Raw genomic sequence first — 21,736 nt, forward strand, 5'->3', positions numbered from 1 at the left:
CATGGGATGATCGTGCGCATGCGTGAACGTGTGGTGGCCGCGTGCGACGGGGCTTCGAAAGGGAACCCCGGGCCGGCCGGATGGGCATGGGTGGTCTCGGACGAGGACGAGCGGACGCCCGCCCGGTGGGAGGCGGGCCCGCTCGGCCGGGCCACCAACAACGTGGCCGAACTGACCGCCCTGGAGCGGCTGCTGGCGGCCGTCGAACCGGACGTGCCGCTGGAGATCCGCATGGACTCCCAGTACGCGATGAAGGCCGTCACCACCTGGCTGCCGGGCTGGAAGCGCAACGGCTGGCGGACGGCCGCCGGCAAGCCGGTCGCCAACCAGGACCTGGTGGTCCGCATCGACGCCCTCCTCGACGGCCGGTCGGTCCAGTTCCGCTACGTGCCCGCCCACCAGGCCGACGGCGACCCGCTGAACGACTTCGCCGACCGCGCCGCCAGCCGGGCGGCCTCGGCGCAGGAGGCGGCGGGCAGCGCGCTCGGCTCGCCCGAGCCTCCCCCTTCGCCCGACACCCCGAAGGCCACCGCACCGCGCAGCAAGGCCGCACCCCGCCGCACCGGTGGCGCGGCGTCCTCCCGCACCATCAAGGCCAAGTTCGCGGGCCGCTGCGTGTGCGGCCGCTCCTACGCGGCCGGCGAGAAGATCGCCAAGAACGCCCAGGGCTGGGGCCACCCGGAGTGCCGGGCCGCCGAGGCCTGACCAGCCGTCCTCACCCGTCGCCCGTCGCCCTCAGCCGTCCTCACCCGTCCTCAGCGGTCGAAGGTGTAGAACCTCGTGTGGTCGAGCAGGTCCGCCGGGCGCACGTCGTTCCACGGCTTCATCGTCTCGTGCAGATCCACCACGTGCGGTGTGCCGCCCGTCGGCACATAGCCCGCGCCCGGGTGCCGGCGCTGCCACTCGGCCCACAGCTTGTCGACAAAGGCGTGGTGCAGCCAGAACACCGGGTCGTTGGGCGAGACACCGGTGGCCATCTGGCCGCCGACCCAGACGTGCACCCGGTTGTGCAGGTTGACCCCGCGCCAGCCCTCCAGATGGTTGCGGAAGCCGTCCGAGGCGCTGTTGTACGGCGCCGCGTCGTACGCCGGTATCGAGAGCACCGACTCCACCTCTGCCCGGGTGGGCAGCTCGCGCACCCCGGTGCCGAGCGAGCGGCGCAGGAAGGTACGGCCGTCCACCCGCACCGTGATCGGCCAGTTGCCGGTGGACGCGGCGAACGGGCCGTCCGTCACCCGGCCGTCCGTGCTGCGCCCGGTGCCGCCGAGGAAGTCCGGCGCCCACAGCGAGGCACGCACCGTGCGGTCGGTGCTCCAGTCCCAGTAGGGCAGCGCCACCGAGGGGTCCACGGACTGCAGCGCCCGCTCGAAGTCGAGCAGGAATCTGCGGTGCCAGGGCAGGAAGGACGGGGAGCGGTGGCCCGTCCGCTCGCCGGTGTCCGTGTCGGACATGATGAACGCGTTGTGCGTGCGGACGAAGTCGTCGTAGCGTCCGCTGCGCTTGAGTTCGAGGACGGCGGCGACGAACCGCCGCTTCTCGTCGGCGGTCAGGGCGGCCTGGTTCTTGCGTACGGTCATGGTGCGCGGTGCTCCGGATGTCCTTGCGACGGCGGTCAGTTGGCGGGGAACGGCAGCAGCGGCGCGCCCTGCAGCTCGTCCACCGCGGCACGGGCGGCGGCGCGCGGGGTGGGCACCGGGGCGTAGTGGCTGACGACGCTGATCCAGCTGCCGTCGGCGTTGCGCATCACGTGCAGCTGGACGCCGTCCACGAACACCGCGTAACCGCCGCCGTGTTCGTGGCGGTGTTCGTCGGCCGCCGCCGGACGGCCCTGTATCCGGCGGCCCTTGTAGACCTCGTCGAAGGCCTCGTCCACGGGGTGCCCGGGGCCGGCGGCCGAGGCGCGGGGCACGGCGAGGGCGGCGGCCGAGGCGGTGGCGGCGAGCGTGGCCGCCGCGGTGAGCGCGCGGCGGCGGGTGATGCCGGGCATACGGGTCCTCCGTGAAGGGGGTCGTGGTGGTGACGACGCATGCCTATCCGGCGGCGCGGGAGGGGGAGAAATCGCCGGAAGCCGGTTGGCTGCGATCCGGACAATTGCCGATAAGCCGTGCGGGATTGAACGAAGATGATCTTGTTGTGACTCCGGGGCCGACGGTCCCGGAACGGGGAATTCCTTGCCGGGTCGCGCGCCTTTCCGGCGGTCTTTCCCGGCCGCCGCCCGTCCGGGTGGCGCGGCTCACCGCGCCAGACTGGCGCGATCGAACGGGCCGACGTCGCTGCTACTCTGCGTGGCGATCAACAGCTGTCCGTAACTCTCAGGGGTGCCTGTGAAGGTCGTCTGCGTCGGAGGCGGGCCCGCGGGCCTGTACCTCGCCATCCTGCTCAAGCGGCAGCAGCCGTCCCACGACGTGACCGTCCACGAGCGCAACCCCGAGGGGTCCACCTACGGCTGGGGCGTGACGTACTGGCGCGGCCTCCTCGACCGGCTCCGGGCCACCGACCACACCCTGGCGCGGTCGGTGGAGGAGGCATCCGTCCGCTGGCGCGAAGGCGTCGCCCACGTGGGCGACCTGACGGCGCGTCACCACGGCGACGAGGGCTTCGGCATCGGCCGCCGGCGGCTGCTCGACCTGCTCGCCGAACGGGCCCGCGGCCTCGGCGTGCACCTGCGGTTCGACAGCGAGGTCACCGAACCGCCCGCCGACGCGGACCTCGTCGTCGCCGCCGACGGCGTGCACAGCGCCCTGCGCGGCCGCCACGCCGGGCGCTTCGGCACCGAGATCAGCTCCGGCCGCAACCCGTACATCTGGCTCGGCACCACCAAGGTCTTCGACGCGTTCACCTTCGCCTTCACCGAGACGGAGCACGGCTGGATCTGGGCCTACGGCTACGGCTACAGCGGCGAGCACAGCACCTGCGTCGTCGAATGCTCCCCGCGCACCTTCACCGGCCTCGGCCTGCACCGCGCGGGCGCGGGCGAGGGCCTCGCCCTGCTGGAGAAGCTCTTCGCCGGCGTCCTCGACGGCCATCCCCTCGTCGGCCGCCCCGGAGCCACCTGGCAGACCTTCCGCACGCTCACCAACCGCACCTGGCACCACGGCAACCTGGTCCTGCTCGGCGACGCGGCCCACACCACGCACTACTCCATCGGCGCCGGCACCACCCTCGCCCTGGAGGACGCCATGTGCCTCGCCGCCGCCCTGCGCGAGCACGCCGCCCTGCCCGACGCCCTCGCCGCCTACCAGAGCCGGCGCCAGGCCGCGCTGCTCTCGGTGCAGAGCGCGGCCCGGCACAGCGCCCAGTGGTACGAGAACCTGCCCCGCTACATCCACCTCCCCCCGCACCGCATGTTCGCCCTGCTCGGCCAGCGCCACTCGCCGCTGCTGCCGTACGTCCCGCCCCAGCTGTACTACGGTCTCGACAAGGCGGCCGGGCAGCTCGACGTGCTGCGCAGGCTCAAGCGCTGGCTCGGCCCCCGCGCGGCCCGCGCCCTCCAGCAGGCCCGCGCCACGGCCGGCCGGGACTAGCCGCCGCGACCGGCCCGGTGCGTCATGGACGACGGACGGCCGCCGCGGCGGGCCGCGCAACGCTTCCAGGAGCCCTGCGGAGCGGCCGGTTCCGCGGGGCGCGGTGGCGGATGACACACTGGCGCCATGGACGAACGCGTAATCGGCAGGTCGGGTCAGTGGGCATCGGTGGTCGGTCTCGGCACATGGCAGCTGGGCGCCGACTGGGGTGACGTCGACGAGAAGGACGCTCTGACCGTACTGGAGGCCGCCGCCGAGTCCGGGGTCACCTTCTTCGACACCGCCGACGTGTACGGCGACGGGCGCAGCGAGCAGACCATCGCCACGTTCCTGCGCAGCCGGCCCGACCTGCACGTGCTCGTGGCCACCAAGATGGGCCGCCGGGTCGAGCAGGTCCCCGAGAACTACATCCTCGACAACTTCCGCGCCTGGAACGACCGCTCGCGCCGCAACCTGGGCGTGGACCGCATCGACCTGGTGCAGCTGCACTGCCCGCCCACCGCCGTCTACTCCTCCGACGCGGTGTTCGACGCCCTGGACACCCTGGTCGAGGAGGAGCGCGTCGCCGCCTACGGGGTGAGCGTGGAGACCTGCGCGCAGGCGCTGACCGCGATCGCCCGGCCGAACGTGGCGAGCGTGCAGATCATCCTCAACCCGTTCCGCATGAAGCCCCTGCGCGAGGTGCTGCCCGCCGCCCGCGAGGCCGGCGTCGGCATCATCGCGCGCGTGCCGCTCGCCTCCGGTCTGCTGTCCGGCAAGTACGCGAAGGACACGGTGTTCGCCGCGAACGACCACCGCACCTTCAACCGGCACGGCGAGGCCTTCGACCAGGGCGAGACCTTCTCCGGCGTCGACTACGGCACGGGTGTCGAGGCGGCCGCCGAGTTCGCGGCGCTCGCGCCGCAGGGCTGGACCCCGGCCCAGCTGGCGCTCCGCTGGATCATCGAGCAGGACGGCGTCACCACGGTGATCCCCGGAGCCCGCACCCCCGAGCAGGCCCGCGCCAACGCGGCCGCCGCCAAGCTGCCGCCGCTGCCCGCAAAGACGCTCACCGCGATCCGGGACCTGTACGAGCGGAGCATCGAGCAGCAGGTCGGACACCGCTGGTAGTCGTCGGCGCACACGCCGTTTGAACGGACGGGCGGGCGGTTATCCGCACCGCATGGAGCAGGCGGCACGGCGCCGGGGGCGGAACGAGACCGAGGAGGAGCGGGCGGACCGGATGTGGGGTGAGCTCATCCAGGAGGTCCGCGTCGCCCAGACGGGCGTGCAGATCCTGTTCGGCTTCCTGCTGACCGTCGTCTTCCAGCCGAAGTACGAGCGGCTCGGCGACACCGACCAGATCATCTACATCGTCACCGTGGTCCTCGGCTCGTGCACCACCGGCGCCCTCATCGGCCCGGTCTCCCTGCACCGCCTGGTCTCGGGCCGCCGGGTCAAGCCCCAGGCGGTGCGGCTGGCCTCCCGGATGACCTTCGCCGGTCTCGTCCTGCTGCTCGCCACCATGACGTCCGCGCTGCTGCTCGTGCTCCGCGTGGCCCTGCACGACAGCGCGACGGCGTGGCTGGTCGCGGCCGTCGTCGCCTGGTACGTGCTGTGCTGGTACGGCCTGCCGCTGTGGGCCCGCCGCCGGTACACCAGCCACGCGGGCCACGAGGGGCGGACGTAGGCGGGGCCCGGCGCGCGGTCAGCCCGTGGAGAGGATGTCGGCCAACAGCTCGTCCGCCGGGAAGCGTTCGCTGCCCGGCGGGACGATCCGATGGGTCTCCCGCAGGAACGCGGCGACCGCCGGCGCCCACGCGTACACCACCGCGTGGTGCCGGCCGCCGTCCGGGCGGATGTCGCCCAGGAACTCCATGCGCAGCTCGTGCCACATCCCGGTGGTGGCTGGACGCATGCGCACGTCACCGACGCCGACCGGCCTGGTCAGCCCCTCGCCGAGCATCTCCCGGTCCAGCCGCCAGCCGGCCAGCACACGGCCGTCGTGGCCGAAGACGGCCGTGACGGCGAACGGGTCGTCGGCGTCGTAGCCGAGGTGGGCGAGCACCGGACACCGGCCGGTGCCGTGCGCGTGGAGCTGCACCACCAGGGTCGTGTGCACGAACGAGTTCACGCGAGAGCCTCCGGGGACGATCGGCGTAGGGCCCTCCAGTACCCCCGATGGGCCCGTGTTGCTCACCCGCCCGGCTGATTCCGATTCCGCGGGCGTCAGCCGAACGCCTCCCGCAGCGCCGGCAGCAGGGATGTGCACCACGGGGGGCGGGTCCCCGGGCCGGCGGGCGGAAAACGGCCGCGGGCGCCGGTCAGCCCCTGGTCTCCCGGAAGGTCTGCAGGAAGGTCCGCAGCGCCCGCCGGTTCGCGGCGTCCTCCCAGCTCCCGGCCGGGGTGGTGAAGCGCAGGGAGAAACCCCGGCCGCCGCCGAGCAGGAAGCCGCGGCCGAAGGTGTGCACGCGCGTGCTGCCGGACCCGGCCAGCCACTCGATGTCGGCGGCCGCGCGGCCCTGGTAGGTGGTGGCCCGGACGGTCCCGATGCGCTGGTAGCCGGGCAGCTGCCGCAGGCCCGGCTCGACGTTGTCCCGCCAGACGGCGACCGGGTCCCGGCCGACGCGCCGGCTGTAGGTGACGGCGAGGGTGGGGGAGGCGCCGCCCGGGCCGAAGGTGATGCGGTAGGCGAGATCGCTCGCGCGGGAGGTGGTCAGCCGCCTCCAGCCCAACGGCAGCGCCACGGAGAAGCCCTCGGGGGCGGTGTACGTGCGGTAGCCGGCCGGCAGGACGGGGGAGGCGGACGCGGAGGTGGTCGGCGTGGGGCTGCCGCCGCCCCGGCCGGTGGGGCCCTTGGGGGCGGCGGCCGCGGGGGTTCTCCCCCGCGCACCCGTGCCGGTACCGGGCAGATGGTGGGTCGCGGCGAGGACCCCGAGGGCGACCACGGCGACGGCGAGCGCGGTGCTCACGGCCAGGGCCCGGCGGCCGCGCCCCGGCTCGGCGAGCCGCACGCCCCGGTAGGCGCCGCGCAGCCGGGGCACGGGGGCGGTCCGCCGGTCGGCGTCGGGGTCCTCGGCGAGGGCCCGGTTCAGGGCCTCGCGGACCACGTTCCGGGTCAGCCGCTCCCGGGAGTCCTTGCGCAGCAGCCCCTGCACGGCCTGGGTGAGCGGGCCCGCCCGCAGCGGGGTGCGCAACGGCAGCCGGTCCACGGCCTTCAGGGTGGCGTCGGCCCGGCCGCGGTCCCGGAACGGCGGCCGGCCCTCGACCATCGTGTAGAGCATCGCGCCGAGCGCCCAGAGGTCGGCGGCCGGGCCGATGCGCTCGTCGCGGGCCTGTTCCGGCGAAGCGTACGACGGCGCCGTGACCCGCGGCACCAGGGTGGCGCCGGCCAGGCCGAAGCCCGTCACGACGACGGGACCGCCGTCCCGCACGAAGACCTGGCCCGGACTCAGCTCGCCGTGGGTGATGCCCTCGTCGTGCGCGGCCTGGAGCACGTCGAGCAGCTCCAGGCCGATGCGCGCGGCCCGCACCGGGTGGAACGAGCCCTCCTCGTCCAGGAGCCGGCACAGGGGCGTGCCGTCGACCCACTCGGTGACCGTCCACAGGGTGCCGGCCTCCACCACCGCGTCGACGACCGCCGCGACTTGGCCCGGGCGCAGCAGCCGCATGGTCTCGGAGGTCCGCACGACCCGGGCCGTGACCCGGCGCGCGGTGTCCTCGGCGCAGGGCTCGGGAAGGCCGGTCTGCGCCACCAGGCGGGGCTGCTCCGCCGCCACGTCCTCGGCGTACCACCACAGGCGGTTCGTCTCGCGGGCGAAGACCTCCAGCAGCCGGTACCGTCCGGCGACCAACTCGTATGCGAAGACGTGTGACTTGGTCATGGTCATCCCTCGCTGGAACCCCTGTTTCGTGTTGCACAGAGGTACGCGGCGCGCGCGGGGGTGCGTTCAAAGAACCTCGATTCGCGCCCCGTTCCTGCCTTTCATTCAACTCTTCGGGAGCGTTTGCGAGTTGGGGATGAGTGCGCCCGGCGGCCGTTCCGCCTGCGGGTTACCGAGGGTAAAGTCACAGCAGCCCGAAGGTGCCGGCCCATCCGAGGCGCCCTCCGTCTCCACGCCCCACACCCGCACGCCCGGGCGCCTGGCGTGCAGGGCCGCCGCGATGCGGGCGATCAGCCCGCCGCCACCGACGCTGACGACGACGTCCGTCAGCCCCACGTCCCGGAGTCGCGTGACCAGCTGCAAGGCGCTGTCCAGGCCGTCGGTCAGACGGTGGGGAACCGACGGAATGCGCTGGCCAGGCACCATGTGCCCCCTTTCGGATAGCGCTTCGCCGCAGCTGGCCGTGTGACTGGGCCATCAGCGTCACAGCATCAAGATCGAGGACGGCATCTCCTGACTGTTGACGGCGAGCACGAAGTGCGGGACACACAGCAGCACGGCGATTCGCGGCGTGCCGGCCGGCGGGTCTGCTCGTCGACGTCATTGCAGGGCTCGGCCGTGGAGGCGCCGGTGACCATGTTGCGGGTGGTACTGAACATGGCCCGGGGTGTCGGCCAGGTGAACCGGTACCGGAGCGTGGCGCAGTAGCGGTAGGCCACGTCGATGGTGATGCCCTGCTGGCGCTCGGCCCGCAAACCGTCCGTCAGCAGCGCCAGGTCCGGGCCATCCTGGCCCCGGGAGGCCGAGGCGCACTGCACACGGCCTCCCGCTGGTCGGCGAGAGCCGACTTGGAGTCGTGCAGCAGCCGTCCGACGAGGGTGTACTTGCCGCCGTCGACCGAGCCGGCCGTGGTGAACCGCAGGAGGGTGGTGGTGGAGAGTTCCGTGATCATGCTCAGAAGTACCCCTCGCGCTTGCGGTCTTCCATCGCGGCCTCGGAGAGCCTGTCGTCAGCGCGCGTCGCGCCGCGCTCGGACAGCCGGGAAGCTGCGATCTCGGTGATGACCTGCTCCAGGGTCACCGCGTCGGAGTCGACGGCGCCGGTGCAGGACATGTCGCCGACGGTGCGGTAGCGCACGAGCCGCTTCTCCACGGTCTCGCCGTCCTTGGGGCCGCCCCAGTCACCGGCGGTCAGCCACATGCCGTTGCGCCGGAACACCTCGCGCTCGTGGGCGAAGTAGATCTGCGGCAACTCGATGCTCTCGCGGGCGATGTACTGCCACACGTCCAGCTCGGTCCAGTTGGACAGCGGGAAGACCCGGACGTGCTCGCCGGGCGCGTGCCGGCCGTTGTACAGGTTCCACAGCTCGGGCCGCTGGCGGCGCGGATCCCACTGGGAGAACTCGTCGCGCAGCGAGAACACCCGCTCCTTGGCGCGGGCCTTCTCCTCGTCCCGGCGCCCGCCGCCGATGACGGCGTCGAACCGCTCGGACTGGATCTTCTCCGTCAGCGGCAGCGTCTGCAGCGGATTGCGGGTGCCGTCCGGGCGCTCCTTGAGCACACCGCGGTCGATGTAGTCCTGCACGGATGCGACATGCAGTCGCAGGCCGTGCTGCGCCACCCTGCGGTCGCGGTAGTCGATGACCTCGGGGAAGTTGTGCCCGGTGTCCACGTGCAGCAGCGCGAACGGCACCGGCGCCGGGGCGAACGCCTTCAGCGCCAGGTGCAGCATGACGATGGAGTCCTTGCCGCCGGAGAACAGGATCACCGGGTTCTCGAACTCGCCCGCCACCTCGCGGAAGATGTGCACCGCCTCCGACTCAAGCACGTCCAGGTGGGAGACGGTGCGGGACCCGTCGATCCGCCCGGCCTCGGTGTCGGCGTTCCCCTCCATCAGTCCACACGCCACTCATAGTGCTGTTTTGGCGACTGGGCGTGACGTCCGTACTGTAGGTGTCCCACGTGGTCGTGCTCCCCGGAGGCCTCATGAGCGATATCGAGAAACTGCTGTCCGCCCTGGAGGAGGAACTCTGGCGGGCGAACCGCGCCGGGGACGGGACGGCCTACGAACGTCTGCTGCGCAAGGACGCGCTCCTGGTGAGCCGTTTCGGAACGGCCGACAAGGAACGGATCGTTCCGCTGATCGAGGCCAACCACAACCCGTTCGTGCGCAGCGAGTTGAGCGACCAGCAGGTCCGGGTGCTCTCGCCGGACAGCGCTCTGGTCACCTACCGGGTCGAGTACACGGCCCGGACGGATCAGGGCGGCGTCGACCACACCGCTCTCGCCACCACCGTCTACAGCCGTGAGAATGACGCCTGGCTTGTCGTCCTGCACCAGCAGACACCCCTCTAGTCCGCGCTCGGCCGGCCCGCGAGCACCGCGCGCAGCGCCCGGGCGAACGCCCTGGGGTGGGTGACGAACCCCGCGTGGCCGCCGGGGAAGACAGCGGGCTCCCTCCCCAGGCGAGCGGCCAGCGCCCGCCCGGTCGCGTGGGCGAGTTGGCCCTCGGAGGCGTCCCCGACCGCCACGGTGAGCGGTGCCGACACCGACGACAGGGCGTCGACGTCCGGCACGTAGTCGGCCGCGGGCCCGACGATGTGGGAGAGGAAGTACTCCAGGTTGCGCTCCATGCGGACGAGCCGTTTCTGTGTGTTCATCGCGGCCTGGGGGCTCTCGGGCGCATAGCGCTCGGGGTGCTTCACCCTGTCCAGGCCGGCCGCCGCGACGAACGCCGCCATACCCGCCCTGACCCCCTCGCGGGCGTGGACGGCACGGGCCTCGGCGAGCACGGTGCTGCGCGGGTCGCTGTCGGGGAGGAGGGCGACGGCGGGCGGCTCGTGGGCCACCACGGCGCGGACCAGTTCCGGGTGACGGGCGGTCAGGGACAGCGCGACCTGGCCGCCGCTGCTGCTGCCGAACACATGGGCCGGTGCGTCGCCGACCGCGCGGAGCAGCCGCCGTGCGTCATCGGCGTGGACCTCGACTGGGACGTCCACCGGACCCCCGTCGAGACGGCTGCGGGAGAGTCCGCGGCAGTCGTAGGCGACGACGGTGAAGGCGTCATGGAGCAGCGGGACGACTCCCTCGAAGTCGTCCGCGTCGTCCGTTCCTCCGGAGATCAGCAGCAACACCGGTCCGGTCCCGGACACCTCGTAGTACAACTTCGCACCCGGAACGCCGAGGTAACTCATCGTGGTCTCCTCCCCCTTGACACGGCTAGGTCACCGGCTGGACCTCTCCGCCGGCCGGCGGACCGGGCAGGGAACGCCGTATCCCCTGCCCGGTGGAGTCGGCCGTCAGGCGGGCACCGCCGCCTCGTCCACGGCACCGGTCTCGTCCTCTTCGGTGTCGTTGCCCCGCACCTCGCCTACCAGGAAGTCGGCGAGAGCCCGCACCGTCGGACTGCTCCACAGGATCGTGGGAGGCAGGTCGACGCCGAAGCGCCGATGCAGCCGTACCCTGAGGCCCACCGTCATCACCGAGTCGACCCCCAGCTCGACCAGCGGGCGGTCGAGCGCGATGTCGGCGGTGGCCAGGTTGAGTTCGGCGGCCACGCTTTCGTGCACCTCGGCCAGGACCCGCTCCGCGATTTCCTCGTCGGACAGCGCCGCCCAGTCGACCGTCTCGCCACCGGCCTCGGACTCCTCCGCCTCGGCGGCCTGCAGCCTCGAGAACACCGGAAGCGACCGTTCCGGCATCACGCGCAGGATCGCGGCGTACGGCAGGCGGAACTGGTCGGCGAACGACCAGGCGCGGAACGCCTCGGCCGCGGAGATGCCGCCCAAGCCCCGTGACTCGGCCTCCAGGATCGTGGTGCCGGCCGTGCTCTGCCCCATGCCCGTTCCCCGCCACTGCGTCCATCCGAGGCTGGTCGTCTCGGTGTGGCCGCCTGCGTGACGGAGCGCCGCGAGCGCGTCCAGGAACGAGTTGGCCGCCGCGTAACTGGCCTGCCCGGTGAGCCGGGCGAGCTGCCCGCACGACGAGAACATTGTGAAGAAGTCCAGCGTGCCCTCGGGGAACAGCCGGTGCAGCGCCATCGCGCCCTGGGCCTTCGGGGCCAGCGTCGTACGGAGGCCCTGACGGTCCGTCTTGTCCACCAGCGCGTCGGAGACGACACCCGCCGCGTGCACCACACCGCGGATGGGCGGTAGGTCCAACGCCGACGGCGACAGGGCGGCGGCCACCGCGTCGGCGTCCGAGATGTCCAGTGCGAGCACCCGGACGGTCACGCCCATCGACTCCAGCGCGAGCACCGCGTCGATCCGGGCCCGCACCCCGGGCTCCTGCACCCGCTCCCACTCCGAGCGGGGCGGCAGTCCGCGCCGGCCGGCCAGCACCAGACGGCGGGCGCCTCGGTCCGCCAGGTACCGGGCGACCTCCAGACCGATCCCGCCCAGCCCACCGGTGATCAGGTAGGTGCCGTTGGGTCGCAGTTCCAGGGCCTGGCTCTCGACCGGCCGCTCCACCTGCGTCAGCCGCGCCGCGAACGCACCGACCGGCGTGACCGACACGATGTCCTCGGTGCCGTCCAGGCCGCGGAACAGGTCGAGCAGCAGATCGGCCGTGCCGGCGCCGACCGGGGCCGCCTCGGCCGCGATGTCGATCAGACCTCCCCACAGGTCTGAGCGCTCACCGGCGATGATCCTCGACACCCCCCACAGCGGCGCGTGGGACAGGTCCGACTCGTGCCGGGGTGTGCGTACGCCCGTGGTCACGCACCACAGCTTGAGCGGCTGTCCGGTGCCGTCGGCCGTGCGCTGCGGGCGGCGGCCCAGGTGCTGGGCGACGTCGATCAGCGTCCAGGCGCACCTCTCGGCCGCCTGTTCCGGAGTCTCCCCGGCGCGCTGCGGCTCCGGGGCCACCACCAGGACCCCGTGGCCGCCCCCGGGCACGTGGGTCAGGTCCTGGGCCCGCTCTAGTCGCAGGCAGGGCACCCCGCGTGCGGCGAACCGCTCGGCCAGCGGCGTGGTGACCACCTCGTCGCCGAGCAGCACCGCGTGCTCGACGGGGAGGCCGGCATCCGTCGACGGCTCGACCGGTTCCCAGGCGATCTCGTGCACCAGTCGGCGCGGCGGCAGGGCGCTGCCCGGCTTGTCGTGCACCTGAGTGAAGCGCAGGCCGCTCGCCTCGCACACGACGTTGCCGTCCATGTCGGAGACCAGCACGTCGATGGTGGTCTCCGGCGACGCCGCGGACCGCGTCGTGTGCACGACGACCCGCCCGGGGGGATCGCCCCGGAAGGCGATCGAGTCGAGGTGGGAGGAGGTCCGCAGCGTCCGCGAGTCCTCCTTGGTCACCAGTACGCCGCTCACCGTCAGCGCGCCGTCGATCACGGCCGTCCAGCTGCTCGGATGCAGCTTGGGCGTGTGGTCGATGGTCACCACGGCGAGTTGCTCCACCTCGTTGCGCCTCAGCTCCTCCACCACCCACGGGAACGTGTAGCCGTCCACTCCCATGTTGCGGAAGATCTGGTCGACGCGGGCCCAGGTCCACTCCTCCGGGCAGCGGGCGCGGATCGCCTCGATGTCCTCCATCGGGCGCGAGCCCACCACGGCGCCCCGCTCCACGTTCGCCGTGGCGTGGATGATCCACTCGTGGTCCTGGTCCTCGTCGCCTCCCGCGCCGTCGGCCCGCCGGATGCGGCTGGCGAGCCGCACCTGGTTCTGGTCGAGCACGACCTGCACCACGCGGGGCGGGGTGACCGCGAGCGGGGTGCGCAACACGATGTCGGTCAGCCCTGGGGTGCCGCCGTCGCGGGCCGCCGCCGTGACGAACGAGTTGATCACCACTGAGGCGGGCACCGTCTCGACGCCCACCACCTTGTGGTCCTGGTGATACGGGCGGTTCGACATGTCCAGGTGGGTCTGCCACACCCGTTGCGCGGGAGCGCTCGCCACCGTGCTGAGCCCGCCCAGGAGGGTGTGGGTGTCGGGGTCGTGGCCCCGGCCGCGGCTCTCGGCCGATGTCTCGGGGAAGATCCAGTAGGGGCGGTGCTGCCAGTGCACGGCGGGCAGCCCGGCCAGCTCGCCTTCGTACCGCCAGTCCACCTCCACGCCCGCACAGTGCAGCTGCGCGAGGTTCACCAGCAGCGTGCCCAGCTCCGGCTGGTCGCGGCGGAGGGTCACCGCCATGAGCACGTCCTCCGCACCGACTGCGTGCGCCGTCTCCGTCACCGAGTGCGCCACGAGGGGGTGGGCGGACACCTCGAGGAAGACGCGGACGCCGTCCTCGAGCGCCGCCGCCACCGCCTCGGCGAACCGCACCGGCGCACGCAGGTTCGTCTCCCAGTACGCCCCCTCCCGCGGCTGCGCGGAACGCGGGTCCGTCAGGGCCGTGCTGTAGAGCGGCACCCGGGGCTCCCGGGCGGTCAGTTCCCGCGCGGCGGCCGACACCTGCGGCAACACGGCGTCCATGTGCGGACTGTGGAAGGCCACGTCGCTGTTGACCCGCCGCACGTCCACGCCCTCCGCCTGAAGCCGGCGCGCCAGCTCCTCGACGGCGTCGGTGTCACCGGAGACCACAGTGGACCGGGCGCCGGCGGAGATGGCGGCGACCACGTCGTCGCGGCCCGCGAGACGTTCGGCGGCCTCGGCGAAGGGCAGGCCCACCAGCGCCATGGCACCTCGCCCGGCCACCGCCTCCAGCGCCTTGGCCCGGCGGCAGGCGAACCGGGCCGCCTCCGTGAGGTCGAGCGCGCCCGCCACCACGCCTGCCGCGATCTCGCCCACCGAGTGCCCGATCACCGCCGCCGGTCGTGCACCCTGCGCGTACCAGGTCTCGGCGAGCGCCACCTGCATGGCGAACGTCATGGCCTGGACGGTCGTGACGGTCCACGGGCCACCCTCGTCGATCACTTCGCGGGGCGTCCACCCCAGCTCCGCCCGGAAGACCTCGGCCAGCTCGTCAATGGTCCTGGCAAAGGCCGGGGCGTCGCGCAGCAGCCCTCGGCCCATGCCGGTCCACTGGGCTCCGTGCCCGGAGAACACCCAGACCGCTCCGGGGGAGGACGCGGCCACCGCCCGCCCGAAGGCCACCTGGGGCGACCTGCCACCCGCCGCCAGGACGTCCATCTGCTCGGCCAGCTCCGCCCTGGAGGAGGCGACGACGGCGCCCCGCACCGCCAGGTGCGAACGGCGGCGGGTCAGCGTGTGCGCGACGGAGGAGAGAGACGTGCCGGTGCCCGTACGGACCCACTTGGCCACCGACCCGGCGAGCGAGCGCACTCCCGCCTCGGCGACGGCCGAGAGGGGGAAGACGCGCGGCGTCTCCTCGGGCCGGGCGTCCGGGGCCCGGTCGGCCTGCGCTGCGGGCGCCTCCTCCAGAATCAGGTGCGCGACCGTGCCGCCTACACCGTAACTGGACACCCCCGCGCGACGCGGGCCGTCACGGCGCGGCCACTGCGTCATCGCGCCCACCAGGCGGAGCCCGTGCGCGGCCAGATCGAGACCGGGGTTGACCTCCTCGTGCGGGCTCGCCGGGATCAGGCCGTGCTCCATCGACAGCACGACCTTGATGGCGCCCGCGATGCCCGAGGCGGCCTCCACGTGCCCGATGTTGGGCTTCAGAGTGCCGAACAGAAGGGGGTCGCCGGACGGGCGTACCGCGCCCAGCACGCTGCCGAGGGCCCGGCTCTCCGCGAGGTCCCCGAGGGGTGTGCCGGTGCCGTGCGCCTCGACGTAGTCGACGGAGCCCGGATCGACGCCGGCCCGCTCGTAGACCTGGCGCAGCATGTGTTCCTGAGCGTCCCCGTTGGGCGCCATCATGCCGTCGGACCGGCCGTCCTGGAAGACGCCGCTGCCCACGATGACCGCTCGGATCCGGTCGCCGTCGCGGCGGGCGTCGGCCAGGCGCTTGAGCACCATCACTCCGGCGCCCTCGCCGCGGCCGTAGCCATCGGCGGCCCTGTCGAACGCCTTGCTGCGCCCGTCGGGCGCGGTGGCGCCCGCGGCGTCCAGAGCCACCACCAGGGCGGGCGTCGCCATGATGTTGATGCCGCCGACGATCGCCAGCGGTGTCTCGCCGAGCCGCAGGCTCTGCGCGGCGACGTGGAGGGCGGTCAGCGAGCCGGCGCACGCGGTGTCCACGGCGATGCTCGGACCGCGCAGGTCCAGGAAGTACGAGATGCGGTTGGCCATCCCGTAGTACGTCGTTCCGTTGACAGCCCAGGCACCCGTCCGCGGTATGTCCTCCAGCAGCCGGCGGCCGTAGTCGTTGGAGTTGGCGGACATGTACACGCCCGCCTCGGTACCGGACAGCGAGAGCGGCGGCACACCCGCGTCACCGAGCGCCTCCCAGGTCAGTTCGAGGACGATGCGCTGCTGCGGGTCGAGGAACTCCGCCTCGCGCGGCGTGATCTGGAAGAACTCCGCGTCGAAGCCCTCGATGTCGTCCAGGAAGGAGCCCTTGCGGGTGGCCTTGCGCAGGATCGCGGTCGCTTCGGGGCTGCCAGAGGTGTAGGGCTCCCACCGTTTGTCCGGCATCTCGCTGATCCTGCTGTCGCCGGCGGCCAGGAACGACCACAGCTTCTCCGGCGTGGTCAGGTCCGGGGCGAATCGGCAGCTCATCCCGATGATCGCGATGGCGTCGTCGGCCTCGTCGTGATGCGTCAACGTCGGCTCCCCCCTTCGGCGGCCGACTGCGCCAGCCGTCGCCGCAGACTCAGCGGCCGCAGGTCCGTCCACACCTCGGCGATGTGTGACAGACACTCGTCCTTCGTTCCGTCGAAGCCCGTGGCCGTCCAGCCCTCCGGGATGTCCCGGTCGGCCTGCCAGATCGAATACTGTTCCTCGTGGTTGACCACCACGAGGTAGTTCCGCTTGTCCGTGCTCAATGTCGCTCCTGAATCCATTCCGTGTGCCGGGAGAACTGGAGGGCTGTACACGTGCGTCAGCGGAGGAGGTGCTCCGCCGTGGAACCACCGGACCCGGTCAGCGATCCGATGTAGCCGGCCATGTCGGCCGGCGACCGGATGGCGTGGGCGTCGACGAGGCGCGCGACGTCCGGATCCGGAGCCGGCGAGAAGCGGTGGAGTCGCCGCCGGGGCGCTCCGGTGTCGGGACGTCGTGCGATGTGGGTGGCGATACCCGCGACCCAGATCTCACGGGCGTCGAGTCGGCCGACCAGGTGGTACCACTCCCGGTCGGGCATGGGCAGCGGGTCGTGTCCGGCGGCGCGCAGCCCGTCCAGCAGCAGCCGGGTGCCGCCGACCGCTCGGGGGATGGCGTTGACGATCCGGCAGCCGGGCTCGTCCGCGCTTCGTCCGGCGTCGGCGATCGCGCGGGCGGCGATGTCCGCAGGCAGCGCCTGGAACAGTTCGTTGTCCGGATCGTCAAAGCTGCTCGGGTAGCGGCCGGTGACCAGGATGGCCCTGGTCCAGCTCCATATCGCGTCGGAGGCGTTGATCTGGTACAGGCGTCGGTCACCGAAGACGCTGGGGATGCGCACCACGACCGCCGGAACGCCGAAGTCACCCGCACGCTCCGCGTAGAGTTCGGCGACCGCCTTGGAGCGTACGTAGCCGCTGCTCTCTCCCGGTAGGGAACGCACCGGAACCGCCCCGATCTCGCTGCCCTCAGGCTGGTCGGCGGCCTCGAAGACGGCGCTGGTGGAGACCAGCGTGAGGCTCTTGCGCCGTTTGGTGGCGGCGAAGGCCAGCAGAGCGGCGGCACTGTGCGCGTTGACCTCGGCGAGCCGGTCGTACGGATAGATGTGGTTGACCCAGGCGGCGGCGTGCACGACGCGTCCCACCCGGTCGCACAGGTCCCGGTACGTGTCAGGGGCGAGGCCGAGCAGTGGCCGGCCGATGTCACCGCCCACGACCTCGATGCGCGACGCGTACCGGTCCCGCCACAGTCCGAGTTCCCGCAGCCATGCCACGAGTCCGCCCCGGCGATCCGCCCCGCCACGCAACAGGCAGACCACGTGCGCGCCGCTCTCGGCGAGTTCGGCGAGGAGGAAGGCGCCGACGAACCCGGTCGCCCCCGTGAGCAGGACCGTGCCGGGCTCCCCTGCGGGGAGGCCCGCGGCGCCGGCCGGTGGCCGCACGGCCGCCAGCCGGGAGTCGATCTCGGCCCGCACCGCCCGCAGATCAGCGGACGAGGACGGCAGCCCGTCACCCACCAATCCAGGCACCGTCGGCGCGGCGCCCCGGCCTGCCGCACCGCCGCTGTCCGGGGCCGCAGGTCCGGATCCGGCCGAGAGATGGTCCATCTCGTCGGCCATCGCCTGGAGTTCGGGACGCCGGAAGAGGGTGTCCAGCGGGACCTCGACACCGAGCCGGGCCCGGATCGTCGATACCAGGTGCACGACCATCAGGGAATGGCCGCCCAGCTCGAAGAAGTCGTCCTCCGCGCCGACCTGGTCGACACCGAGCAGCTCCGCCCAGATCGCGGCCAGAGCGACGGCCGTGGGACCTTGCGGCGCGGCGGCACGGGTGCGCTCCCGGCCCGCGTCGCGCCGACGGGCGAGCGCCTGCCGGTCCAGCTTTCCGTTGCGGGTCAGCGGCAACGAGTCCAGGAGCACCACCGAGGACGGGGCGAGCCAGTCCGGCAGGGTGCGCAGCAGCGCACGGCGGATCCGTGTCGGGGTGACGTCCCTGCCGCGCTCGGGCACCACGTAGGCGACGAGTGTCTTCCCGCGGACGCGGTCGTCGGTGACCAGCACCGCGCTTTCCGCGACCTCGTCGAGTCGGCCGAGTGCGGCCTGCACTTCTCCGATCTCGACCCGGTGACCACGGATCTTGCACTGGTGGTCGAGCCGGCCGAGGTAGGCGAGTTCTCCGTCCCTGAGCCGGACGGCGAGGTCCCCGCTCCGGTACATCCGGGCGCCGCGCTGCGAGCTGTAGGGGTCCGGCAGCATGCGCTGCGCGGTCAGGGCCGCCGCGTTGTGGTAACCCAGGGCGACACCCGCGCCGCCGACGAAGATCTCTCCGGGGATCCCGGAAGGCACCGGCCGCAGATCGTCGTCCAGCAGGTACAGCGTGAGATCCGGCAGCGGACGGCCGATCAGGGAGCGGGTGCTCGCGGTGTCCGCCCGGGTGATCCGCCGGAACGTGACGTGCACCGTCGTCTCGGTGATCCCGTACATGTTGACCAGCCGGGGCGCCTCGTCGCCGTACACATCCGTCCAGTCGCGCAGGGACGGCAGGTCCAGCGCCTCGCCCCCGAACACCACATACCGCAGGGCGAGCGGCCGTCGCGCGTCCAGCAGGATCCGGGAGAGCTGCCCGAACGCGGACGGAGTCTGGCTGAGCACCGTGACGTTCTCCCGCTGAAGCAGTTCGGCGAAGGCGTCCGGTGCCCTGGTGACCCACTGCGGTACCACCACCAGACGGCCACCGTGTGCCAGCGCCCCCCACAGCTCCCACACCGAGAAGTCGAAGGAGCAGGAGTGGAAGAGCGTCCACACGTCGTCCTCGCCCAGGTCGAACGGCCGCCACGCCGCGGTGAACAGCCGCAGCGCGTTGCCGTGCGAGACGACGACACCCTTGGGGGCGCCGGTCGAACCGGAGGTGTGGATGATGTACGCCGGCGAGGCCGCGGGCACGTCGGCGTCGGCCGGCCCGGCGGGTGCCTCCGCGAGCTCCGGCGCTCCCCAGTCCAGCACCACGGGTTCCGGCAGATCCGCCGGGAACCGGTCCAGCAGGTCCCGGGTGACCAGCGCGGTCGTCACAGCGCAGTCCGCGAACTGCGCGGCAGTGCGCTCGACGGGGCTGTCGGGGTCGACCGGCAGATAGGCGGCGCCCGTCTTGAGGACTCCCAGGACCGCGGCCGGCAGGTCCACCGTCCGGCCGAGGACCACTCCGACGACCGTGCCGGGGCCGACGCCGAGCCGCCGCAGGACGTGTGCGATCCGGTCGGCCCGCTCGTTCAGCTCCAGGTAGGTCAGGTCGGTGGTGTCGTCCGACACCGCGGGTGCCTCGGGCCGGCGCCGCACCTGTTCGGCGAAGCGGGCGTGCAGCGTCTGCCCGGTTCCCTCCGGCAGGAGGGGAGCGGGTCCGATCAGCTCCGCCTGCTCCGCCTCGGTGAGCAGGGACAGGGTCGTGACAGGACGGTCCGGCTCGAACGCCGCGGCCTCCGCCAGCCGCGTCAGCCACTCGGCGTACGAAGCCACCGTCGGCCCGTCGAACAGCTCGTCGTCGTAAGGGAGGTAGCCGACGACGCGGTCGTCCTCGCACCACAGCTCGACCATGAGGTCGAAGTGCGTCGCCCCGCCGTCCAGGTCGGCGAAGGTTACGTCGACCCCCGGCAGGTCCGGTGGGGTCGGCGCACCGTCGCGCAGGCTGAACGACGTCTGGAAGACCGGCGTCACCCCGGGCCGACGGGCCGGCTGCAGCTCGCTCACCAGCATGTCGAACGGTACGTCCTGGTGCGTCATCGCCTCGGTGAGCGCCCCGGCCGTGCGCCGCACCAGCTCCCGCAGCGACGGACGGCCGCCCACGTCGACCCGGATGGCCAGCCAGTTGAGGAAGTAGCCCACCATGCGCTGCAGTTCGGGCCGGGAGCGCCCGGCGACGGGCACGCCGACCACGATCACGTCCTGCCTGACCAGCCGCGACAGCAGCCCGAAGTACGCCGCCAGGAAGACCGCGTTCAGCGTCGTGGACTCCTCCTTGGCCAGGTCGCGCAGCCGGGCGACAAGGGCACCCGGGAACTGGATGTGGTGGAAGGCTCCCTGGCTGGAGCGGATCGCGGGCCGGGGGCGGTCGGTGGGCAGTTCCAGCAGTTCCGGGGCGTCGGCGAGCCGGTCCCGCCAGTACGCGAGGTGCCGGTCGACGGCCGCGGGGTCCAGGGTGGTGCGCTGCCAGTGGGCGAAGTCCGGATAGTGCAGCTCCTGCGGCGGCAGTTCGGTGGGCCGGCCGGTCTCGTCGGCGAAGAGGGCGCCGAGGTCGCCGAGCAGGATGCCCAGCGACCAGTAGTCGGAGACGATGTGGTGCTGCGTCAGCAGGAACAGGTGGTCGTCCGGTGCGATCCGGTACAGCGCGCACCGCAGCAGCGGTCCGGTCCGCAGGTCGAACGGCGCGCCGACGGACGCCGAGGCTCGCGTGCGGGCCTCCTGCCCTGGATCGGCCGCCCCGGAGCAGTCCTCGACGGGCAGCGGCACCTCGACCGCGTCTCGGACCACCTGGCGGGGGCCGGCGGGCGTGTCGCGGAACGCGGTCCGCAGCGTCTCGTGCCGCGCCACGAGACGGGCGAGCGCACGCCGCAGGGCCGGCACGTCGAGCCCTCCGCGCAGCCGCAGCGCGACCGGCACGTGGAAGATCGCGCGGTAGGAGACCAGGTCGTTCATGAACCACAGCCGCTCCTGCTCGAAGGAGAGCGGCACGCCGTCGTCGGTGTCCGGCCGCCGCCGGACACCGGGGGCCGTGCCGTCGCGCGCCAGGACGCGTTCCAGCAGGGCGCGTTGTGCGGGGGTCAGCGCGGCCAGCCGCCGCTCCAGGGCGTCGTCGGCCGCCGGCCCGTTGCGCTGGTCGGACATTCCACTCCTCTCCGCGCGGGGCGGTGGTAGCAGGGGTCGGCGATCGGTCAGCGTGCGGTGAAGCCGCCGTCGACGAGCAGTTCGGTGCCCGTGGTGCCGCCGGACTCCGGTCCAGCCAGCCACAGGCAGGCGGCGGAGACCTCCTGTGCGGTTACGAGGCGCCCGATCGCGTGGTACGACGACGAGCTGCGCTCGTAGTCCTCCAGGGAGGAGCCCATCGTCCGGGCCACCGCCCGGGTGCTGCGGCTGCCGAGGTCGTCGTCGGCGGCCACCGTGCTCGGGCACACCGCGTTGACGCGGATGCCGTAACGGCCGTACTCCAGGGCTAGCGCCTTGGTCAGCCCCACCACGGCGTGTTTGGAGGCGACGTAGCTGGAGTACATCTCGAACGCGACCCTGCCCCCGGTGGAGGCCGTGTTCACGATCGTCCCGGAGCGCTGCGCCACCATGTGCGGCAGCACCGCGCGGCAGCACCGCCAGGTGCCGTTGAGGTTGACGTCGATGACGAGGTTCCAGTCGTCCTCGCTCAGCTCGTGCGAGCGGACCCCGCCGGGGGTGAGCAGACCGGCGTTGTTCACCAGCACGTCGATCCGCCCGAACTCGTCCAGGCCCGCCGCCAGCGCCGCTTCCACGGCCGACTGGTCGCGCACGTCCGCGACCGCCGTCACCACCCTGCTGCCGGTGCGCCGGCATGCGGCCGCGGTCTCCTCCAAATCCCTGCGCTCCGCCAGCGGGTACGGGCCTTCCTGGCGGCAGCGGTCGACCAGCAGGAGGTCGGCGCCCTCCCGCGCGAACGTCAGCGCGTGCGAGCGGCCGAGCGAGCGGGCCGCGCCAGTGATCATCGCCACCTGTCCGTCGAGTCGCATGCGGG

The 21,736-nt window shown here is 72.7% G+C and carries 15 protein-coding genes and 2 pseudogenes; 5 read left to right on the forward strand and 12 right to left on the reverse strand.

The features are described from left to right. Positions 1-6 precede the first annotated feature (6 nt). Positions 7-705, forward strand: coding sequence for a ribonuclease H family protein (locus ACLU3S_RS06345; RefSeq protein WP_413950744.1), 699 nt, complete (start codon positions 7-9; stop codon positions 703-705). Positions 706-755: 50 nt separating this feature from the next. Here the strand turns inward: ACLU3S_RS06345 and melC2 are convergent, their stop codons facing one another. Then, positions 756-1,577 (reverse strand): tyrosinase MelC2, encoded by an 822-nt coding sequence (gene melC2 / locus ACLU3S_RS06350; protein WP_413950745.1) that lies wholly within the window; start codon positions 1,575-1,577, stop codon positions 756-758. Between the two features lie 35 nt (positions 1,578-1,612). After that, positions 1,613-1,987 carry an apotyrosinase chaperone MelC1 gene (melC1, locus tag ACLU3S_RS06355; protein ID WP_413950746.1) on the reverse strand — a complete coding sequence of 125 codons (375 nt, stop codon included), beginning with the start codon at positions 1,985-1,987 and terminating at the stop codon, positions 1,613-1,615. 337 nt (positions 1,988-2,324) lie between these two features. Between melC1 and ACLU3S_RS06360 the strand changes: the two genes are divergently transcribed. The 3 genes from ACLU3S_RS06360 to ACLU3S_RS06370 all read left to right on the forward strand — a co-directional run bounded on the left by ACLU3S_RS06360 (position 2,325) and on the right by ACLU3S_RS06370 (position 5,193). Next, positions 2,325-3,524, forward strand: a complete 1,200-nt coding sequence (locus tag ACLU3S_RS06360) for an FAD-dependent monooxygenase (RefSeq protein WP_413950747.1) — start codon at positions 2,325-2,327, stop codon at positions 3,522-3,524. A gap of 126 nt (positions 3,525-3,650) precedes the next feature. Beyond that, the gene (locus ACLU3S_RS06365) at positions 3,651-4,634 is read left to right on the forward strand and encodes an aldo/keto reductase (protein ID WP_413950748.1); all 984 of its coding nucleotides are present in this window, start codon (positions 3,651-3,653) and stop codon (positions 4,632-4,634) included. A 52-nt stretch (positions 4,635-4,686) separates the two neighbouring features. Continuing rightward, positions 4,687-5,193, forward strand: coding sequence for a DUF6328 family protein (locus tag ACLU3S_RS06370; protein WP_413950749.1), 507 nt, complete (start codon positions 4,687-4,689; stop codon positions 5,191-5,193). Positions 5,194-5,211: 18 nt separating this feature from the next. Here the strand turns inward: ACLU3S_RS06370 and ACLU3S_RS06375 are convergent, their stop codons facing one another. From ACLU3S_RS06375 to cysD, 5 genes and pseudogenes are all read right to left on the reverse strand, one after another. Then, positions 5,212-5,637, reverse strand: coding sequence for an SsgA family sporulation/cell division regulator (locus ACLU3S_RS06375; protein WP_413950750.1), 426 nt, complete (start codon positions 5,635-5,637; stop codon positions 5,212-5,214). 190 nt (positions 5,638-5,827) lie between these two features. Continuing rightward, a complete protein-coding gene (locus tag ACLU3S_RS06380; RefSeq protein ID WP_413950751.1) occupies positions 5,828-7,393 on the reverse strand; it encodes a serine/threonine protein kinase in 1,566 nt (521 codons plus the stop codon). A 192-nt stretch (positions 7,394-7,585) separates the two neighbouring features. Beyond that, a pseudogene (locus ACLU3S_RS06385) lies at positions 7,586-7,777 on the reverse strand (threonine/serine dehydratase); the annotation flags it as partial. Positions 7,778-7,894: 117 nt separating this feature from the next. Beyond that, positions 7,895-8,345 (reverse strand): annotated as a pseudogene (locus ACLU3S_RS06390) (GTP-binding protein); the annotation flags it as partial. Next, the gene (cysD, locus tag ACLU3S_RS06395) at positions 8,342-9,280 is read right to left on the reverse strand and encodes a sulfate adenylyltransferase subunit CysD (protein WP_413950752.1); all 939 of its coding nucleotides are present in this window, start codon (positions 9,278-9,280) and stop codon (positions 8,342-8,344) included. The pseudogene ACLU3S_RS06390 and the gene cysD, both read right to left, overlap by 4 nt. A gap of 92 nt (positions 9,281-9,372) precedes the next feature. Between cysD and ACLU3S_RS06400 the strand changes: the two genes are divergently transcribed. Continuing rightward, entirely contained in the window at positions 9,373-9,741 is a 369-nt protein-coding gene (locus ACLU3S_RS06400; RefSeq protein WP_413950753.1) for a nuclear transport factor 2 family protein, read from the forward strand. Here the strand turns inward: ACLU3S_RS06400 and ACLU3S_RS06405 are convergent. The 5 genes from ACLU3S_RS06405 to ACLU3S_RS06425 form a co-directional block, all read right to left on the reverse strand. Then, on the reverse strand, positions 9,738-10,580 hold the full coding sequence (locus ACLU3S_RS06405) for an alpha/beta fold hydrolase (RefSeq protein ID WP_413950754.1): 843 nt from the start codon (positions 10,578-10,580) through the stop codon (positions 9,738-9,740). The two genes, ACLU3S_RS06400 and ACLU3S_RS06405, sit on opposite strands and share 4 nt — an antisense overlap. 105 nt (positions 10,581-10,685) lie before the next feature. Next, positions 10,686-15,998, reverse strand: coding sequence for an acyltransferase domain-containing protein (locus ACLU3S_RS06410; protein ID WP_413950755.1), 5,313 nt, complete (start codon positions 15,996-15,998; stop codon positions 10,686-10,688). After that, positions 15,995-16,237: an MbtH family protein gene (locus ACLU3S_RS06415; RefSeq protein WP_413950756.1), complete on the reverse strand. Its 243-nt coding sequence runs from the start codon at positions 16,235-16,237 to the stop codon at positions 15,995-15,997. Before ACLU3S_RS06415 ends, ACLU3S_RS06410 begins: the two co-directional genes overlap by 4 nt. A 38-nt stretch (positions 16,238-16,275) precedes the next feature. Continuing rightward, a complete protein-coding gene (locus tag ACLU3S_RS06420; protein ID WP_413950757.1) occupies positions 16,276-20,865 on the reverse strand; it encodes an amino acid adenylation domain-containing protein in 4,590 nt (1,529 codons plus the stop codon). Between the two features lie 47 nt (positions 20,866-20,912). Further along, positions 20,913-21,731: an SDR family oxidoreductase gene (locus tag ACLU3S_RS06425; protein WP_413950758.1), complete on the reverse strand. Its 819-nt coding sequence runs from the start codon at positions 21,729-21,731 to the stop codon at positions 20,913-20,915. Between the last annotated feature and the right edge of the window lie 5 nt (positions 21,732-21,736).

The sequence above is a fragment of the Streptomyces sp. AF1A genome, from assembly GCF_047340315.1.
Lineage (GTDB): Bacteria > Actinomycetota > Actinomycetes > Streptomycetales > Streptomycetaceae > Streptomyces.

Coding starts and splice junctions, on each gene's coding strand:
- ACLU3S_RS06365 (WP_413950748.1), top strand. CDS start 3,651: ATGGACGAACGCGTAATCGGCAGGTCGGGTCAGTGGGCATCGGTGGTC.
- ACLU3S_RS06405 (WP_413950754.1), bottom strand. CDS start 10,580: ATGAGTTACCTCGGCGTTCCGGGTGCGAAGTTGTACTACGAGGTGTCC.
- ACLU3S_RS06420 (WP_413950757.1), bottom strand. CDS start 20,865: ATGTCCGACCAGCGCAACGGGCCGGCGGCCGACGACGCCCTGGAGCGG.
- ACLU3S_RS06370 (WP_413950749.1), top strand. CDS start 4,687: ATGGAGCAGGCGGCACGGCGCCGGGGGCGGAACGAGACCGAGGAGGAG.
- melC2 (WP_413950745.1), bottom strand. CDS start 1,577: ATGACCGTACGCAAGAACCAGGCCGCCCTGACCGCCGACGAGAAGCGG.
- cysD (WP_413950752.1), bottom strand. CDS start 9,280: ATGGAGGGGAACGCCGACACCGAGGCCGGGCGGATCGACGGGTCCCGC.
- ACLU3S_RS06400 (WP_413950753.1), top strand. CDS start 9,373: ATGAGCGATATCGAGAAACTGCTGTCCGCCCTGGAGGAGGAACTCTGG.
- ACLU3S_RS06425 (WP_413950758.1), bottom strand. CDS start 21,731: ATGCGACTCGACGGACAGGTGGCGATGATCACTGGCGCGGCCCGCTCG.
- ACLU3S_RS06380 (WP_413950751.1), bottom strand. CDS start 7,393: ATGACCATGACCAAGTCACACGTCTTCGCATACGAGTTGGTCGCCGGA.
- melC1 (WP_413950746.1), bottom strand. CDS start 1,987: ATGCCCGGCATCACCCGCCGCCGCGCGCTCACCGCGGCGGCCACGCTC.
- ACLU3S_RS06415 (WP_413950756.1), bottom strand. CDS start 16,237: ATGGATTCAGGAGCGACATTGAGCACGGACAAGCGGAACTACCTCGTG.
- ACLU3S_RS06345 (WP_413950744.1), top strand. CDS start 7: ATGATCGTGCGCATGCGTGAACGTGTGGTGGCCGCGTGCGACGGGGCT.